Annotated in this window: 9 protein-coding genes and 2 riboswitches; of the genes, 5 read left to right on the top strand and 4 right to left on the bottom strand. The window is 66.8% G+C overall.

What is annotated here, in order from left to right; all coding sequences use genetic code 11:
• Nucleotides 1–23: 23 nt before the first annotated feature.
• On the bottom strand, nucleotides 24–1,688 hold the full coding sequence (locus tag AC3A3Q_RS16960; protein WP_487587349.1) for a mechanosensitive ion channel family protein: 1,665 nt from the start codon (nucleotides 1,686–1,688) through the stop codon (nucleotides 24–26).
• Between the two features lie 636 nt (nucleotides 1,689–2,324).
• Here AC3A3Q_RS16960 and AC3A3Q_RS16955 point away from each other — a divergent pair.
• Nucleotides 2,325–4,988, top strand: coding sequence for a M1 family metallopeptidase (locus AC3A3Q_RS16955; RefSeq protein WP_487587348.1), 2,664 nt, complete (start codon nucleotides 2,325–2,327; stop codon nucleotides 4,986–4,988).
• A 44-nt stretch (nucleotides 4,989–5,032) separates the two neighbouring features.
• Here AC3A3Q_RS16955 and AC3A3Q_RS16950 read toward each other — a convergent pair whose 3' ends face one another.
• Nucleotides 5,033–7,879: a PAS domain-containing hybrid sensor histidine kinase/response regulator gene (locus AC3A3Q_RS16950; RefSeq protein WP_487587347.1), complete on the bottom strand. Its 2,847-nt coding sequence runs from the start codon at nucleotides 7,877–7,879 to the stop codon at nucleotides 5,033–5,035.
• Nucleotides 7,880–7,974: 95 nt separating this feature from the next.
• Entirely contained in the window at nucleotides 7,975–8,691 is a 717-nt protein-coding gene (locus tag AC3A3Q_RS16945) for a response regulator (RefSeq protein ID WP_487587346.1), read from the bottom strand.
• Nucleotides 8,692–8,846: 155 nt separating this feature from the next.
• On the opposite strand from AC3A3Q_RS16945, the gene AC3A3Q_RS16940 reads away from it, so the two are divergent.
• The 3 genes from AC3A3Q_RS16940 (at nucleotide 8,847) to AC3A3Q_RS16930 (ending at nucleotide 10,601) form a co-directional block, all read left to right on the top strand.
• Entirely contained in the window at nucleotides 8,847–9,653 is an 807-nt protein-coding gene (locus AC3A3Q_RS16940) for a methyltransferase domain-containing protein (protein WP_487587345.1), read from the top strand.
• Nucleotides 9,654–9,674: 21 nt separating this feature from the next.
• Nucleotides 9,675–9,953, top strand: a complete 279-nt coding sequence (locus tag AC3A3Q_RS16935) for a DUF4242 domain-containing protein (RefSeq protein ID WP_487587344.1) — start codon at nucleotides 9,675–9,677, stop codon at nucleotides 9,951–9,953.
• 114 nt (nucleotides 9,954–10,067) lie between these two features.
• Nucleotides 10,068–10,601 (top strand): hypothetical protein, encoded by a 534-nt coding sequence (locus AC3A3Q_RS16930; RefSeq protein ID WP_487587343.1) that lies wholly within the window; start codon nucleotides 10,068–10,070, stop codon nucleotides 10,599–10,601.
• Between the two features lie 80 nt (nucleotides 10,602–10,681).
• On the opposite strand, the gene gcvP is transcribed toward AC3A3Q_RS16930, so the two are convergent.
• The gene (gene gcvP, locus AC3A3Q_RS16925) at nucleotides 10,682–13,555 is read right to left on the bottom strand and encodes an aminomethyl-transferring glycine dehydrogenase (RefSeq protein ID WP_487587342.1); all 2,874 of its coding nucleotides are present in this window, start codon (nucleotides 13,553–13,555) and stop codon (nucleotides 10,682–10,684) included.
• A 61-nt stretch (nucleotides 13,556–13,616) separates the two neighbouring features.
• Nucleotides 13,617–13,746: riboswitch (glycine riboswitch) on the bottom strand.
• 3 nt (nucleotides 13,747–13,749) lie between these two features.
• Nucleotides 13,750–13,853, bottom strand: a riboswitch (glycine riboswitch).
• 276 nt (nucleotides 13,854–14,129) lie between these two features.
• On the opposite strand from gcvP, the gene AC3A3Q_RS16920 reads away from it, so the two are divergent.
• Nucleotides 14,130–18,287 carry a beta strand repeat-containing protein gene (locus AC3A3Q_RS16920; RefSeq protein WP_487587341.1) on the top strand — a complete coding sequence of 1,386 codons (4,158 nt, stop codon included), beginning with the start codon at nucleotides 14,130–14,132 and terminating at the stop codon, nucleotides 18,285–18,287.
• The last annotated feature ends 45 nt before the right edge of the window (nucleotides 18,288–18,332 follow it).

Raw genomic sequence — 18,332 nt, 5'->3', positions numbered from 1 at the left:
CCTGAATGGCCCGCCGTGCTGCGTCAGCTTTCTGAGGGCGGCTGCTGGCCCGCCTGCGCGGCCAGCGGTGACGGCATCCCTTCCCAGTGCGCGCGATCGACCATCTTCGGCTGTTCGGGATCGGCTTCGTAGTTGGGCGACATGATCTGCACGCCGGCTTCGTTGAACGCATCCTGGATGTTGGAGTGCAATTCGGTCAGCACGAACGGCCGCAGCACCGGTTCGAGGATGCGCGCGCGCAGCTTGTATTCGACATAGAAGTCCGACAGCGCGGTCTGCAGCACGTAGGGAGCAGGCGTGGTCTGGATCTTCCCGGTCCTGGCCGCGGCATCGAGCAGCAGACGATGCACCTGGCGCCAGGGCGAGTCGTAGCCGATGGTCACGCCGGTCTCCAGCCACAGGCCGGGTCCGTCCGGATTGCGCGAATAGTTGTGCAACTGGCCGCCGAGCACGACGTTGTTGGGAATGCTGATCTCCACGCCCATCAGGTTGCGCAGGCGTGTGGTGAACAGACCGATCTGCAGGACCACGCCGTCGACCTCGCCGATCCGCACCAGGTCGCCGACGGCCATCGTGCGCGCATAGAGCAGCGTGAAGCCGCCGGCCGCCTGGGCGACGATGCTGGAAGCGCCCAGCGAGATCATCAGGCCCACCAGCACGCTCAGGCCCTTGAACGCGTCGGTCTGCGCGCCGGGCAGGTAGGGATACGCCATTGCCACGGCGAACAGCCAGACCACCGCCACCAGCAGCTTGCGCGTGGGTTCGGCCAGCTGGTCATCGATGCCGAACAACTGGAAGCGGCCGCTCTCCACGGCGCGGAAGGTCATGCTCAGGGTGTTGGCGAGGATGCGGGCGAGGAACAGGATCACGAACGCCGCCACCAGGCCCGGTACGGCGGCGGCGATTGCCTGGCCCCAGCCCGACAACAGGTCGACGATCCAGCCGGTCATGCGTTGCGACCACGGCTGGGTGAAGCCGAACTGGCCAAGCACGAAGCGCAGCCATTCCTCCAGCACCAGCAGCGCGACCAGCCACAGCACCAGGCGTTTGAACCAGTTGAGGAAGGTGCGCAGGCTGGTCACGACGTGGCGCGTGGATTCCTGGCGCAGCGTCTGCACGCGGATCTCGATCCAGCGCTGGAATCGCGATTCGATCTGCCGCCGCAGCCAGAACAGCGCGAGCATCGCCAGCGCGGCGACCACGGTGGCCAGCAACGACATCAGCACGCCGTTGAGCAGTTGCCGCGGCGCGTGGTCGCGTTCGGCCGCCTGCACGGCCTGCGTGAGGTTGCGGGCGATCTCGGCGCGGGCCTGGGCCATGGTCTGGTGGTTCAGTGCATCCAGGTCGGCGGGCGTGTACATCGCCACCAGTTGCCCGCCCAGCAACACCAGCGATCCCTGCGGGATGTTCTCGAATGCCACCGTGGGCGTGCCCGGCCGCTGCACCACCTGCTCGATGTTGGCTTCGGCGGTGCGCGCGCGCAGCTCGGGCGAGCGGCCGAGCAGGGTGCTGCGCATCGTCATGATGTCGCGGTTGAAAAACCGGACCGTCGCTTCGGTGGCCGGCGGCGGTGTCGCCGGTGCCGTGTCCGCGGTGAGGGGGTTGCCGCTCTGTGCGGGCGGAGCGGCTGCTGCGGCCCAGCTCGGCGCCAGCGCCGCCAGCACGAGCGCCAGGATCAGCGCACGCATGCGCCGGCCACGGCCAGGTCGCGCATCAAGATCGTTTCCCGTGCTCACCCAACGTCCTGGCATTGGAATCCCCGGCTGCGCGTGGCCGCGGTCACGTACCGCAGCACGCCCTGTTTACCGCACAACGACGTCAAGGGCGCGTGGCGACGGCCAGGCTCGGCTCAGTCGATGCGGTACACCCGCGCCTTTGGCATGTCCTCGTCGACCTGCAGGAACCAGCGTCCGGCCAGTCCGGGGACGACCACTATGGACCGGTCCCTTGAGCCTGCTGCGGATCGGCTGGCCGCCCGGATCGGCGGGTTCGTGCTGCGTTGCAGGCGCTTCCTGCGCGGCAACGGGCGCCGCTGCCGGTACCGGTGCCGGGACGGTGTCCTGGGCCGGCGCCTCGCGCAGGAGCCGGTTCAGCGTTTCCAGCTGGGCGGGGGACAACCCCACCCCGGCAATGTGACCCCGGGCAGCCCCGGCATGACTTCCGATGCTGGTCATCCGGGACGATTTGCGCTCAGCTGCCAACGGGCAGGATCGGCACAGCCGGTCTGGGGCAAGTTGCTGCGTGGGGACGCAGCCGTTGCCGCACCGACCCATTACAGGCCCACAAGGGCCGATCACACCGTAGATTTTTTCAGGGGGAAGTTGATGCGTCGTTTTCTGGTTACCGCTATCGCGCTGGCATTGGCCGGCAACTGCGTCACCGCCATGGCAGCCGCACCCGCAACCATGACCGATACCGCCGCCACACAGGCCACCACCACGCAGCTGCCGCGCAACGTGCGCCCGACCCATTACGACGTCGCGATCGCGCCGCATGCGCAGACGCTGACTTTCGATGGCCAGGTGACGATCACGCTGGACGTGCTGGAACCGACCGCGACCATTACCCTGCAGGCCGTGGACATGACCTTCGCCTCGGCGAAGCTGTCGCCCGCCACCGGCAAGGGCAAGGCCGTCGCGGCCAAGGTCGGCGTCGACGCCGACGCGCAGACCGCCACTTTCACCTTCGACAAGCCGCTGGCCGTGGGCAGCTACCGCCTGGCGATGGACTACACCGGCAAGATCGGCACCCAGGCCAACGGCCTGTTCGCGATCGACTACGACACCAAGGCCGGCAAGAAGCGCGCACTGTTCACGCAGTTCGAGAACTCCGATGCGCGCCGCATGATCCCGTCGTGGGACGAGCCGTCGCACAAGGCCACCTTCACCCTCGAGGCCACCGTGCCGAGCGGCGAGATGGCGGTCAGCAACATGCCGGCGACGGCGACCACCGACCTTGGCAACGGCCTGACGCGCGTGCGATTCGCGCAGTCGCCGAAGATGTCGACCTACCTGCTGTTCTTCAGCCAAGGCGAGTTCGACCGCGCCACCGCCAAGCTTGGCGAGACCGAAGTCGGCGTGATCACCCAGAAGGGCGTGGTTGACCAGGCCAGGTTCGCGCTTGACTCCTCGGTTGACGTGCTGCGCGAGTACAACGACTACTTCGGCACGCCTTACCCGTTGCCCAAGCTCGACAATGTCGCTTCGCCTGGCGCCAGCCAGTTCTTCAGCGCCATGGAAAACTGGGGCGCGATCTTTACCTTCGAGCACACCCTGCTGCTCGACCCGGCGTTCTCGACCCAGTCCGACAAGCAGCGCGTGTTCTCGGTCGCCGCGCACGAGATCGCCCACCAGTGGTTCGGTGACCTGGTGACAATGAGCTGGTGGGACGACCTGTGGCTCAACGAAGGTTTCGCCACCTGGATGGCCTCGCGCACCACGCAGAAGCTGCATCCGGAATGGAACACCCAGCTGTACGCCGTGTCGGGCCGCGAAGGCGCGATGAGCCGCGATGCCGTGGCCACCACGCATCCGGTGGTGCAGCACGTGGAAACCGTCGAGCAGGCCAGCCAGGCCTTCGACGCCATCACCTACCAGAAGGGCGGTGCGGTGATCCGCATGCTCGAGGGTTATGTCGGTGAAGAGGCGTGGCGCGAAGGTGTGCGCAACTACATGAAGGCGCACGCCTACGGCAACACCGTGTCGGACGACCTGTGGAAGCAGGTGCAGGCCGCCGCGGGCAAGCCGATCCTCGACATCGCCCACGACTTCACCCTGCAGCCGGGCATCCCGATGATCACGGTGCAGTCGGCGACGTGCAGCAACGGCAAGACCACGCTCAAGCTGACACAGGGCGAGTTCACCAAGGACCGTCCGGACAAGCAGCCGCTGTCGTGGCGCGTGCCGGTGATCGCGCAGGCGGTTGGTGGTGAACCTGTGCGCACGATTGTCGAAGGCGGCGCCGGTTCGCTCGACGTGCCCGGTTGCGGTCCGGTCGTGGTGAACGCCGGCCAGAGCGGTTACTACCGCACGCTGTACTCGCCGGAGCAGTTCGCATCGATCCGCGCCGGGTTCGCCAAGGTGGCACCGATCGACCAGCTCGGCCTGATGGGCGACACCTGGGCACTGGGGCTGGCCGGCCTGCAATCGCCGGCCAACTACCTCGACCTGGTCAAGGCCACGCCGGCCGCGTCCGACCCGCAGATCTGGGGTGACATTGCCGGCAAGCTCGACAGCCTCAACGACTACTACCAGGGCGACATCGCCCGCCAGACCCGCTTCCGCAAGTTCGCCATCGCCCAGCTGGCGCCGGTGTTCGCACGCATCGGTTGGGACGAGAAGCAGGGCGAGGCTGATCCGGTCAAGATCCTGCGCACGCGCCTGATTGATACGCTCAGCTCGCTGGGCGACGACAAGGTGGTCGCCGAGGCGCGTCGTCGTTACGCAGCGCAGGACACGGATCCGGCCGCGGTGCCGGCGGCGTTGCGCAAGACCATCCTCGCGGTGGTCGCGCACCACGCCGATGCCGCGACCTGGGACCAGCTGCATGCCGCCGCGCAGGCGGAGAAGACGCCGCTGATGAAGGACGAGCTGTACCAGATGCTGTCCTCGAGCGCGGACAAGGCGCTGGCGCAGCGTGCGCTCGAGCTGGCCCTGACAGATGAGCCGGGTGCGACCAACAGCGCCGGGATGATCCGCGCCGTCGCTTCGCAGCATCCGGAACTGGCGTTCGACTTCGCGATGAGCCACATGAGCGATGTCGACAAGCGTGTGGATTCGTCCTCGCGCAGCCGCTACTACCCGGGCCTGGCCAACAGCTCGCTGGATCCGGCGATGGTCGGCAAGATCCAGACGTACGCGGAGCAGCACCTCGCCGCCGGTTCGCGCCGTGACGCCAATACTGCGGTCGCCAACGTGATCTACCGCGTGAAGGTGCGCAACGAGCGGTTGCCGGCAGTGGATGCGTGGTTGAAGAAGCACGGCGGCTGATCGATCCAGCCTGGAAAAAGGCCCCGCATCGCGGGGCCTTTTTTTTACGTCGCCGTGGACTGCAGGATCGCCGACAGTTCGCGCGCCAGCTGCGCGTGGTCGATCGGCTTGCGCAGCACCGTTCGCAGCATGTTCGGCGGGAATGCCTGCTCGCTGACGCGATCGGCCAGGCCGGTATAGAGCAACACCGGCAGCTGCGGTGCGACGGATTGCAGCGACTGCGCCAGCTGGATGCCGGTGATCGATGGCATGGAGTGGTCGGTGATCAGCAACTGGTAGTGCGCCGGTGCCTGCTTGATGCGTTCCAGCGCCTGCGCGGGTGCGGCGACAAAGTCCGCCTCCACGCCCCAGCTCGACAACAGTTCGCACATGAATTCGCCAACGCTGCGCTCGTCGTCGACGACGAGCACGCGGCCCAGCAACCGCGGAGTGGTTGTCGGCGTGCTCGCGCGCTGCTGGCGCACGACTTCGTCGGCGTCGGCCTTGCAGATAGGCACCAGGACGCGGAAACGCGTGCCGAGCCCCGGTTCGGATTCGACGATCAGATGCCCGCCATGCTCGTGGACGATGCCGTGCACCGTCGCCAGGCCCATGCCGGCGCCCTTGCCAGGTGGCTTGGTCGAGAAGAACGGATCGAAGATGCGTTCCAGCACCGCCGGTTCTATGCCGGGGCCGGAATCGCCAATCGCGATCTCGACGAACGGGCCCGACACGGGTTGCTGGCAGGCGCTGCACAGTCGGCCGTCCTCGTTGGCTTCGTGAAGTCCGATCTCGAGTCGGCCGCGGCCCTGCATCGCATCACAGGCATTCAGGCACAGGTTGAGCATGACCTGGCCGAACTGCACCGGGTCGAAGCAGATGGCGCCGGCAGCGGCGGCGGTATCGACCGCCACGTCCACTTCGCAGGGAATGCTCGGACGCAACACGGCAAGGTTCTGCTCGATGGACTGGGCCGGGTCGAGCAGGCGCGGCTCGCCCTTCTGTCCGCGACTGAACATCAGCATCTGCTGGATCAGGTCGCGCGCGCGTTCGCAGGACTGCAGCGCGTGGCCCAGGTAGCTCTCCAGCCGCGCGTCGCCGCCACTGGCACTGCGCTCGCTCGCCATGGCCACGTAACCCATGATGCTTGCCAGCAGGTTGTTGAAGTCGTGGGCGATGCCGCCGGTGAGATGGCCCAGCGCTTCCATCTTCTTGGCCTGCAGCAGCTGCGCCTCGAGCCGGGCACGCCGTTGTTCGGCTTCGATGCGTTCGGTGATGTCGCGCAGGTAGCCGATGAAGATGCGCCCTGACGGACTCTCGTCGACGCCGATGGCCAGTTCCGCCGGGAACTCGCTGCCGTCGGCGCGCAGTGCGGTCACTTCCAGCCGTCGCTGCAGATACGGGCCGGGACCGCCGGACAGGAAGCGCTGCATTCCCTGGCGATGACGCTCGCGGAAGCGTTCGGGAATGATGAGCTCGGCCAGCGATTGCCCGAGTGCTTCGCGCTCGCGGTAACCGAAGCACGTTTCGGCAGCAGGATTGAACTTGATGATCGTGCCGTGCTCATCCATGGCGATGATGCAGTCGAGGGCAGCGCTGACCGTGGCGCGCAGATGCTCGGCGTTGCGCTGCGCGGCTTCCTCGGCGAGCTTGCGCTCGGTGATGTCACGGGTGAAGGCGAGGATCCGCGGCTCGCCGCCAATACGGGCGGCCTTGAGGAACACCTCGTCCCAGTACAGGCTGCCGTCCTTGTTGCGGCGGCGCCATTCGAAGCGGGCCGAGCCGTGTTGCTGGGCGTACTGCAAATGCATGGCCGCATCGGCGCCAGTGTAGGGCGCCTCGCCCGAGCCGAGGTGGTCGACGGCAATGTGCAGCAGTTCATCGTGGCTGTAGCCGGAAGTCGTGCAGGCCTTCGGGTTGACGTCGACGATGCGGTCGGTGGCCGGGTCGTAGACGACGATCGCATCCTCGCTGGCCTCGAAGATCTGCCGGTAGCTGACCTGTGATGCCAGCAGTGCCGCGTCGCCGCGCTGCCTCTCGATCTCGGCCGATGCGCGCACGGCGAAGATCTTCATTACCGACTCGATGAACTCGGCCTGCTCCAGCGGGCGCCGCGAGACGATCGAGATCAATCCGAGCGGACGGCCCTGCGTGTCGGTGAGCGGGTAGCCGGCATAACTCTCGGCGCCGAGTTCGATGAAGTCGTCGTCCAGCGGGAACAGGCTGCCCAGGCCGGCGGGATAGATGCGGAAGCCGTGGCCGACGACGGTGTCGCAGGCGGTGTTCGCCAGTGCGTACTCGAAGGTTCCGCGCGGCGCACCGTCAGCGATGAAGGCGAGCACGCGCATCATGCCCGGGTCTTCCTCGCGCATCTCGGCGATGAAGGCAACCTCGACATCGAGGATTGCGCCGAGGTAGCGCGACAGCTCGACGAACAGGTCGCGACCGCGCGCATTCGACACCGCCAGAGCGGAACTGGTCAGTGCGCTTTCGATTTGCTTGCGGCGGGTAATGTCGGTGGCGATGCCGCAGACGGCATACGGTGCGCCATCGCAATCGAGCAGCGGGAACTTGGCCGATAGGTAGGTGCGTTGCTCGCCGGCGAACACGCCGCTCTCCTCGAACTCCATCGCCCGCGCTTCCAGCAGCACGCGCATGTCGTTGCGGCGCAGGCCGGCGGCCTGCTCGGCGGGGAAGATGTCGCGGTCGGAGCGTCCGATCAACGCCGCGGCGTTGTGCCCGGTCAGGCGCTCGAACTCGCGGTTGACGAACAGGTAGCGGCCGCTGCGGTCCTTGGCGAACACCGCCGCTGAGGTGTTGTCGAGCACCTGCTGCAGGCGCAGCTCGCTGTCGCGCAGTGCGCGCTCGCGGTCGTCGGCGAGGGCGTTGCTGGACAGGTCGCCGGGATTCATGGCGTGGCTCCGCTGCAGGCGTGGTTCGAGTATAGGAGCGCCAAACGAGGGCGCGGGCCGCTGTTACGCGGCAGAAACAATTTCGTCCGCGACCGTTACGTGGAGGGCACGAACATGTAGCCGACGCCGCGAACGGTGCGGATCGCGCGCGGGTTGTCCGGGTCGATCTCCACCTTGCGCCGCAGGCGGGCGATGCGGATGTCGATCGAGCGGTCGAACGGCTCCCATTCACGATTGTGGGTGAGGGTCAGGATCTGGTCGCGCGAGAGCGCCTTGCCCGGATGCTCGTACAGCACGCGCAGCAGGTCGAATTCCATGTGCGTGACCATGACCTCGGTGCCGTCGGCATCGAGCACCTGGTGCGAATCCAGATCCAGCGTGCACCGGCCGAAACTGACGCGACGGCTGGGGCTGCTGGCGACAGGCGCCTCGGGCGGACGCGCCTGGATGCGGCGCAGCACGCTCTTGATGCGGGCCATCAGCTCGCGCGGGTCGAACGGCTTGGCGACGTAATCGTCTGCGCCGATCTCGAGGCCGACGATGCGGTCGATCACATCGCCCGAGCCGGTGACCATGATGATGCCGACGTCGTAACGCTCGCGCAGGAAGCGTGCCAGGCTCAGGCCGTCCTCGCCCGGCAGGCGGATGTCGAGCAGGACGATGTCGGGCGCCTCGCGCTCGAGTTCACTGCGCATGGCCGCGCCATCGCCGGCCTGCAGGGCCCGGAAATTGTGGGTGCTCAGCGCCTCCACGAGCATCTCGCGGGTCGCCTGGTCATCGTCGACCACCAGAACACAGGGCGTATGCGCCATCAGCTGCTCCTGCCTGCAAAGCCGCGCCGACAGTATCGGCTGTCGTTACCAGCTGTTACAAACCCGCCGCGCTCGGACATCCGATCGATACGCGCGCTATCTAGATTGGCCCCCATGCCGACGCACACGACGACGGCAATACCTGGGAGGCCGTCATGGGCCGTTGTCCGCTCACCATCGACAGCAATCGGCTGAACCAGCAGGTCCGCGTCGTCTATGAGCGCGTCGCCCGCGACCCGTCCAGCCGCTTTCATTTCCACACCGGCGCGGCGTATGCGGCGCACCGGCTGGGCTATGACGCCGCCGCGCTGGCCGCGCTGCCGGCAGTCTGCACCGAGCGCTTCTCCGGCGTCGGCAATCCGCTGCGGATTGGCACGATCCCTGCCGGCGGCGTGGTGCTCGACCACGCCTGCGGTTCGGGCATGGACCTGCTGCTGGCGGCGCGCGCGGTCGGCCCGAACGGGCGAGTGATCGGTGTCGACCTGACCCCGGCCATGCGCGCCTGCGCGATGGCGGCTGCTGCGCAGGCCGGGCTGCTGGATCGTCTTGAACTGCATGAAGGCACCTTCGAGGACCTGCCGGTTGCCGACGCCAGCGTCGACATCCTGATCTCAAACGGAGTCATCAACCTCGCACCGGACAAGCCCCGCCTGATGTCCGAGGTGCTGCGCGTGCTGCGCCCCGGCGGGGCGCTGTACCTGGGCGCCGTCGCGGTCGACCGCGAGCTGGCCGCCGTCGCCCGTGGCAACGCCGACTTGTGGGCCGCCTGCATCGGCGGCGCATCGACCGAGGCAGCGCTGCTGCAGCTGATCGCCGACAGCGGCCTGGGGCAGGCGCGCGTCTGCGAACGCTTCGAGTCCTTCGTCGGTACCGATGTCGACCGCAAGTTCCACAACCGGCTGCACGCCTATGGCGTGAACGTGCATGCCGTCAAGCCGCACGCCGTCGCTTCGCAGGCCTGAGGCCGCAACCGGAGAACCACCATGCTCAGGAAGTACGTCATCGAAAGAAACATCAGCGGCATCGGCAAGGAGCCCTACGAGGCGCTGTGTGATGTCGCCCAACGCTCCAACCAGGTGCTCGACGAACTCGGCACCGGTGTGCAGTGGCTGCATTCGTACGTCGCCAACGACAAGACCTACTGCGTCTACCTGGCGAGCGACGAAGCACTGATCCGTGAGCACGCGCAGCGGGCGGGTTTCCCTGCCGACTCCGTCGTCGAAGTGCAGTCGGTACTCGATCCGACCATGGCGCCTGCGTGAGTCCGACCCACCCCTGAACGCAACACCGCTCCAACGCATGGCCATCTCGGCCCCCGGCCCAGGGAAAGCGGGCAGGGCATCGCCGTTCGGCCACGATTAGAAAGGAATTCCACCATGAACGTGATGACCCTTGTTTCCGCACTGGCAATGATCGCTGCCACTCATTCGATCGCGACCCGCGTGGTTGCACAGCCCGTGGGAGATGGGCCGACCATGCAGATACATGACCTGCCTGGCGTGCGCGTGATCGCCACGCTCGAGCCCGAGCTGACGCCGCTGCCTGACGAGGCGCCCGCCGTGGCCATGGACGCAGAACCGGAACGCGTGTTCGATCTCCCGACCGTGCGCGTGTATCCCAGCCATGAGCAGGTCATGCAGTTCCGCATGGCACGTTCGCGCACGGCACTGGCCGTGCCGGGTGCGAGGACGCGTCGTGGTGCTTCGCCGCATCGCACGCCTGCAGGCGAGTCGAGCAGCGTCTACGCCGGCATCGACCGCCGTGATCGCTGGCAGGCCGTGGCATGCATCGCCCGCATGCGCCTGTCGCGGGTGTGGCCGGTGTCGCGTTGCGACATCGCCGACAACGCACGGTCCGCCGCACGCCTGGGCATGGCGCTGGCCAGTCAACCGGCGGTGCGGCGACGATGAGCGATGGGTAAGCCGCCGCACAAACAACGAGGCCCCGCAGTGCGGGGCCTCGTTGCGTAACGATCTAGAGCGAAGGGCAGTTACGCCTCAACCACCTCGTCCTTGTACGCATCCACCGGGATGCACGCGCACATGACGTTCTTGTCGCCGTAGACGTTGTCGACGCGGGCGACCGGCGGCCAGTACTTCTGCAGGCGCAAGGAGGGCAGCGGGAACGCCGCCAGCTCGCGCGGATACGCGTGGGTCCACTCGCTGGCCGTGACCGCGGTGGCGGTGTGCGGCGCGTGCTTGAGCGGGTTGTCCTCGCGGTCCAGCTTGCCGTCCTCGATCGCGCGGATCTCGTCGCGGATCTGGATCATCGCGTCGATGAAGCGGTCGAGCTCGTGCTGCGATTCCGACTCGGTCGGTTCGACCATCAGCGTGCCGGCGACCGGGAAGCTCAGGGTCGGGGCATGGAAGCCGAAGTCGATCAGGCGCTTGGCGACGTCCTCGGCCGACACGCCGGTGGCGTCCTTGAGCGGGCGCAGGTCGAGGATGCACTCGTGCGCGACAAGACCATTGCGACCGGTGTACAGCGTCTCGTAGTGCGGTGCCAGGCGGGTGGCGATGTAGTTGGCGTTGAGCAGGGCGACCTGGGTCGCCTTGCGCAGGCCTTCCGCGCCCATCATCGTCACGTACATCCAGCTGATCGGCAGGATCGAAGCCGAGCCGAAGCTCGCCGCCGACACCATGCCGACATCGCCTTCGCCGCCAAACGTGCGCGGCAGGAACGGCGCCAGGTGCGACTTCACCGCGCACGGGCCGACGCCCGGGCCACCGCCGCCGTGCGGGATGCAGAAGGTCTTGTGCAGGTTCAGGTGCGACACGTCCGAGCCCCACTTGCCGGGCTTGGCGACGCCGACCAGGGCGTTCATGTTGGCGCCGTCGGTGTAGACCTGGCCGCCGTGCGTGTGCACGATCTCGCAGATCTTGACGATGTCTTCCTCGAACACGCCGTGCGTGGACGGGTAGGTGATCATCAGCGCGGCCAGGCGCTCGCTGTACTTCTCGGCGGCGCGCTGGATGTCATCGACGTCGACGTTGCCGTTGGCATCGCACTTGGTCACCACGACCTGCATGCCGCACATCTGCGCCGAGGCCGGGTTGGTGCCGTGTGCCGATTCCGGGATCAGGCAGATGTCGCGGTGGTCCTCGCCGCGCGAGCGGTGGTAGGCGCGGATCGCCAGCAGGCCGGCGTATTCGCCCTGCGCGCCGGAGTTCGGCTGCAGGCTGACTGCGTCGTAGCCAGTGCACTCGACCAGCATCGCTTCCAGGCCGTCGATCAGTTCCTTGTAGCCCTTTGCCTGCGCAGCGGGAGCCAGCGGATGCAGGTTGCCGAACTCCGGCCAGGTCACCGGGATCATCTCGGCGGTGGCGTTGAGCTTCATCGTGCAGCTGCCCAGCGGGATCATGGTGCGATCCATCGCCAGGTCCTTGTCGGCCAGGGCGCGCATATAGCGCAGCAGTTCGTGCTCGCTGTGGTGGGTGTTGAACACCGGGTGCTCGAGGAAGCCGCTGGTGCGCTTGAGGCCGGCCGGCAGTGCGTCGGCGGTGGCGCTGTCGAGTGCGTCGATGTCGTTGATGGTGGCGCCGAACAGCGCCGCCAGAGCGATCACGTCAGCACGCGTGGTGGTTTCATCAAGGCTGATGCTGACGCTGTTGCCATCGATGCGACGCAGGTTGATGCGCGCGGCCTCGGCCTTGGCGTGGACGGCAGCGGCATCGACGCCGACGACGTGCAGCGTGTCGAAGAAGTCCGGACCAACGGTAAGGCCGGCCTGGCGCAGGGAGCCTGCGAGGATCGCGGCGAGGCGGTGGGTACGGCGGGCGATGCGGGTCAGGCCCTCGGGGCCGTGGTAGACCGCGTACATGCTCGCCATCACTGCCAGCAGCACCTGCGCGGTGCAGATGTTGGAAGTGGCCTTCTCGCGGCGGATGTGCTGCTCGCGCGTCTGCAGGGTCAGGCGGTAGGCGGCCTTGCCCTCGGCGTCGATCGATACGCCGATCAGGCGGCCCGGCATCGAGCGCTTGTAGGCGTCGCGGCAGGCCATGAACGCCGCGTGCGGGCCGCCGAAACCGAACGGCACGCCGAAGCGCTGGGTGTTGCCGACGACGATGTCGGCGCCCCATTCGCCCGGAGCGGCGATCAGGGTCAGTGCGAGCAGGTCGGTGGCCACGGCGACCAGGCCGCCGCGCGCGTGCACGGCATCGGCCAGCGCCTTGTAGTCGTGGACCTGGCCGAAGGTGTTGGGGTACTGCAGCAGCACGCCGAAGCTGTCGATGCTGATGGCTTCGGCGTCGTCGGCGACAACCAGCTCGATGTCGAGCGGCTCGGCGCGGGTGCGCAGCACCTCAAGCGTTTGCGGATGCACGCCGTTGGACACGAAGAACACGTTCGACTTCGACTTGGCCGAACGCTTGGCCAGGGTCATGGCCTCGGCGGCAGCGGTGCCTTCATCGAGCAGGGACGCGTTGGCGATCTCCATGCCGGTGAGGTCGGCGCACATCGTCTGGAAGTTGATCAGCGCTTCCATGCGGCCCTGCGAGATCTCCGCCTGGTACGGCGTGTAGGCGGTGTACCACGCCGGGTTCTCGAGGATGTTGCGCAGGATGACGTTGGGCGTGTGCGTGCCGTAGTAGCCCTGGCCGATGAAGCTGCGGAAGACCTGGTTCTGGTCGGCGATCGCGCGGATCTTGGCGATGGCCTCGACCTCGGTGATCGGCGCCGGCAGGGCCAGCGGCGACGGCGACTTGATGTTGGCCGGCACGATGGCATCGGTCATCGCGTCGAGCGAGTCGTAGCCGACCACGCTCAGCATCTGGGCGATTTCAGCGTCGTTGGGGCCGATGTGACGCTCGAGGAAGGCGTCGTGGTGCTCGAGGTCGCGCAGGGAAGCAGGCGTGTTCTGGCTCATGGAGGCATCCGTAGTGGCTTGATGAAAGCCGGGCGTGCGCAATCGCGCACATGGAATGCCCCTCTGTCCTTTTGCCTGAGAGTTTGGAAGCGCGGGAGCGGGGGAGGGATTGTTTCCCAACTTCCGCCCCGCTTCGCTTCTTGCCCCTTCGGCGCCGGTCGTGCCCGCGAGGGCATCCGGTCTCTCCAGAGTTTGAGCCGACGGCGGTTGTGGGGCCTGAGCGATTCCGGGCGTTTGCGCCTTCGGCAGCGGTCCATCCCCTTGGTCAGGGCCGGGCCGCTTCTCCCACCGTCTGCTTGCGGTGGCAATTATAGCCGGAGTGGTCGCCCTGACGGGGTGCCGAGGCCGCGGAAGGCCGCGGTGGAGACCTCATTTTTTGCCCCGATCCGGACAGCGCGGCTGAATCGATCATGAAAGTTCCCCGGGAGAAAGTCCCGCGAGGCCGTGAGGGCAGGGTCACTGCCCCTGTGCGGGTGAATTAAGAAATTCCCCATACCGCGAAAAACCCCCGTTCCTAGCATTCGCACCAGCCAAAGCCCAGCGCGGCTCTTTCTCACTCCTCAGGTGCCATGCAATGAACAAGATCTATCGAATCGTCTTCAACACCACCACCGGCCGCTGGGTCGTCGCCTCGGAAGTGGCCAAGGGCCGCGGGAAGGCCGGCAGGACCGTCTGCGGCGGCGCATTGGCGCTCGGCGCGGTCATGCTGTCAGGCGGCGCGGGCGCTGCCACCAGGTTGACTAACGTTGCCGCCGGCACGAGCGACACCGACGCGGTGAATGTCCAGCAGCTGGAGTTCGCAATGGCCGCATTTGGCGGGCCCGCCGGTGTCGGTACCAGCGGCGAAATCATCCTTCCGAACTTCCAGCTTGCCAACGCCAACATCCTCGGCGGAACCACCGGTTCCGCGCCCACCGTGGACCTGGGCTTCAGCAAAGTCGATAACGCGCTGGGCAAACTCGGCGGTCGCCTGAGCACAGCCGAAGGCAATGTCACCAACCTGCAAACCACCGTCAACAACATCAACAGCGGCACCGCCGGCCTGGTTCAGCAGGATGCGACGACCCGTACGATCTCGGTAGCCAAGGGCAGCGACGGCACGCTGGTGGACTTCACCGGCACCGCCGGAGCCCGCAAGCTGACCGGCGTGTCCGCCGGCACGCTGTCGGCTGGCTCGACCGATGCGGTCAATGGTGCGCAGCTCAACACCACCAACACCAACGTCACCACGAACGCCACCAACATCTCGGCGCTGGGCGGCCGCGTGACCACGGCCGAGGGCAACATCACCAACCTCGGTTCTCAGCTGACCACCACCAACAACAACGTCACCAACCTCGGCTCGCAGCTGGCGACGACCAACACCAACGTCACCAACGTCACCGGCCGCGTGACCACGGCCGAAGGCAACATCACCAACCTGCAGAACACGGTCAACAACATCAACGGTGGCACGGCCGGCCTGGTTCAGCAGGACGCTACCACCCGCACGATCTCGGTGGCCACGCTTGCCGATTCGACGACGACCGGCGCCGACTCCATTGCGATCGGTGGCAACGCTGCCTCTGACGGCAAGTGGAGCGTGGCCGTTGGTACCAATTCCAAGGCTACGGGCGACAATAGCGTGGCCCTGGGCAACAGCTCGCTCGCCGACCGCGTCAACAGCGTGTCCGTGGGCAACTCTGGAACGCAGCGTCAGATCATCAATCTGGCCAAGGGCACGGCCGACACCGACGCGGTCAACGTCTCGCAGCTCAAGGGCGTGACCACCGCGCTCGGCGGCAGCGCCGGCGTCAATGCCGATGGCACGATCAAGGCGCCGTCGTACACGATCCAGGGCCAGGCCAACATCGCCGATCTGGGCACCGCGCTGGGCAAGCTGGACACGGCCACCACGGCCAATGCCACCAACATCACCGGCGTCACGGGCCGCGTCACTACGGCCGAAGGCAACATCACCAACCTGCAGAACACGGTCAACAACATCAACGGTGGCACGGCCGGCCTGGTTCAGCAGGATGCGACGACCCGCACGATCTCGGTGGCCAAGGGCAGCAACGGCACGCTGGTGGACTTCACTGGGACCGCTGGTGCCCGCAAGCTGACCGGCGTGTCCGCCGGCACGCTGTCGGCCACCTCGACCGATGCGGTCAACGGTACGCAGCTCAACACCACCAACACCAACGTCACCAACGTCACCGGCCGCGTGACCACGGCCGAGGGCAACATCGCCAGCGTCCAGAACACGGTGAACAGCATCACCAGTGGTGGCGGCGTCAAGTACTTCCACACCAACACCACGCTTGCCGATTCGACGACGACCGGCGCCGACTCCATTGCGATCGGTGGCAACGCTGCCTCCGACGGTAAGTGGGCCCTGGCCGTTGGTACCAACGCCAAGGCCACGGGCGACAACAGCGTGGCCCTGGGCAACAGCTCGCTCGCCGATCGCGTCAACAGCGTGTCCGTGGGCAACTCTGGAACGCAGCGTCAGATCATCAATCTGGCAAAGGGCACGGCCGACACCGACGCGGTCAACGTCTCGCAGCTCAAGGGCGTGACCACCGCGCTCGGCGGCAGCGCCGGCGTCAATGCCGATGGCACCATCAAGGCGCCGTCGTACACGATCCAGGGCCAGGCCAACATCGCCGATCTGGGCACCGCGCTGGGCAAGCTGGACACGGCCACCACGGCCAATGCCACCAACATCACCGGCGTCACGGGCCGCGTCACTACGGCCGAAGGCAACATCACCAACCTGCAGAACACGGTCAACAACATCAACGGTGGAACCGCCGGCCTGGTGCAGCAGGATGCGACGACCCGCAATATCTCGGTGGCCAAGGGCAGCAACGGCACGCTGGTGGATTTCACCGGCACCGCCGGCGCGCGCAAGCTGACCGGCGTTTCCGCCGGCACGCTGTCGGCCACTTCGACCGACGCGGTCAACGGCACGCAGCTCAACACCACCAACACCAACGTCACCAACCTTGGCTCGCAGCTGGCCACGACCAACACCAACGTCACCAACCTCGGTTCGCAGCTGGCCAATGCCCTCGGCAGTGGTTCGGCGGTCAAGGCTGACGGCACCGTCAGCTCGCCGATATACATGCTCACCAGGGATGACGGCACAGCCACGACAGTGACAGGCGTTGAAGCCGCGGTGACCAATCTCGATCGCCGCGTCCATGGCAACACCACGCAGATCAACAACCTCAGTACCGGGATCAACAGCGGCGCCGTGGGATTGGTGCAGCAAGGCGGAGCGGGCCAGAGGCTGACGGTGGGCAAGGACACCGATGGTACAGAGGTGAACTTCGCCGACAAGTTCGCCCACGCGCGAAAGTTGAGCGGCGTTGCCGATGGCGCAGTGGCTGCAGGAAGCAAGGAAGCCGTCAACGGCGGCCAACTGCACGCCGCGGGCCAGTCGCTGGCCAAGGCACTCGGCGGCGGCTCTGCGGTCAAGGCTGACGGCACCGTGAGCTCGCCGATATACGCGCTTACCAAGACCGACGGCACAGCCACGACAGTGACAGGCGTTGAAGCCGCGGTGACCAATCTCGATGGCCGCGTCTACGGCAACACCACGCAGATCAACAACCTGACTGCCGGGATCAACAGCGGCTCCCTGGGGTTGGTGCAGCAGGCCGGAGCGGGCCAGAAGCTGACCGTGGGCAAGGACACCGATGGCACGGAGGTGAACTTCGCCGACAAGTTCGCCCACGCGCGCAAGCTGACCGGTGTGGCCGATGGCGACGTGGCTGCAGGCAGCAAGGAGGCCGTCAATGGCGGCCAATTGCACGCCACGGGCCAGTCGCTGGCCAATGCCCTCGGCGGTGGTTCGACCGTCAAGGCTGACGGCACCGTCAGCTCGCCGATATACATGCTCACCAGGGGTGACGGCACAGCCGCGACGGTGACAGGCGTTGAAGCCGCGGTGACCAATCTCGACGGCCGTGTCCACAGCAACACGGTGCGCATCGACAAGGTCGAGTCCAGCGTCAATAACCTGACCAGCCAGATCAACGGCGGTGCGGTTGGGCTGGTGCAGCAGGCGGCTCCAGGCGAGCAGCTGACGGTCGGCAAGGCCACGAACGGAACTTCGGTGAACTTCACCGGCACCGCAGGCGATCGCACCCTGTCCGGCGTGGCGGCCGGCAAGGTCGATAACGATGCGGTCAACATGGGACAGCTCAAGGCCGCCGGCGTGGCCGATGTCGACGGTCAGATGAAGACCGTCCTGGCCTATGACAGTGCCGACAAGGGCAGCATCTCGCTTGGTGGTGGGAGTGCGGCCAAGCCGGTGGCGATCCACAACGTTGCAGAAGGCGTAGCCGAGCGCGATGCGGTCAACGTGGCCCAGCTCAATGATCGACTGACCCGTTCCAGCGCCGAGGCGATCTCGCGCGCCAACGCCTACACCGATCAGCGCGTCGACGACGTGTGGGGCGGTATGCAACAGCTTGACCGCAAGCTGGTCAGCCAGGACCGCCGCATCAGCCAAGTGGGTGCCCTGTCGATGGCCCAGGCGCAGATGACTTCCAGCGCCGCCGCGGCCAGCGTCGGCAACCCGGCCGGTGCTTTTGGTGTTGGCCTGGGCACCGAGGAGGGACACGGCGCGGTCTCGGTCGGCTACGCCAAGCCGATTGGTGCGAAGAGCCGGATCAGCTTCGGCGCGGCGATGAGCGGCCATGAGCAGTCCATCGGCGTCGGCTTTGGCCACAGCCTGTAAGGACATCCGGAGCATACGGAAACGGGCGGCTTTCCGCCCCGTTTT

It is taken from the genome of Lysobacter sp. Soil_C_59, from assembly GCF_057656415.1.
The sequence above is the reverse complement of the archived record's forward strand: the minus strand, read 5'-3'. Positions and strand labels throughout refer to the sequence as shown.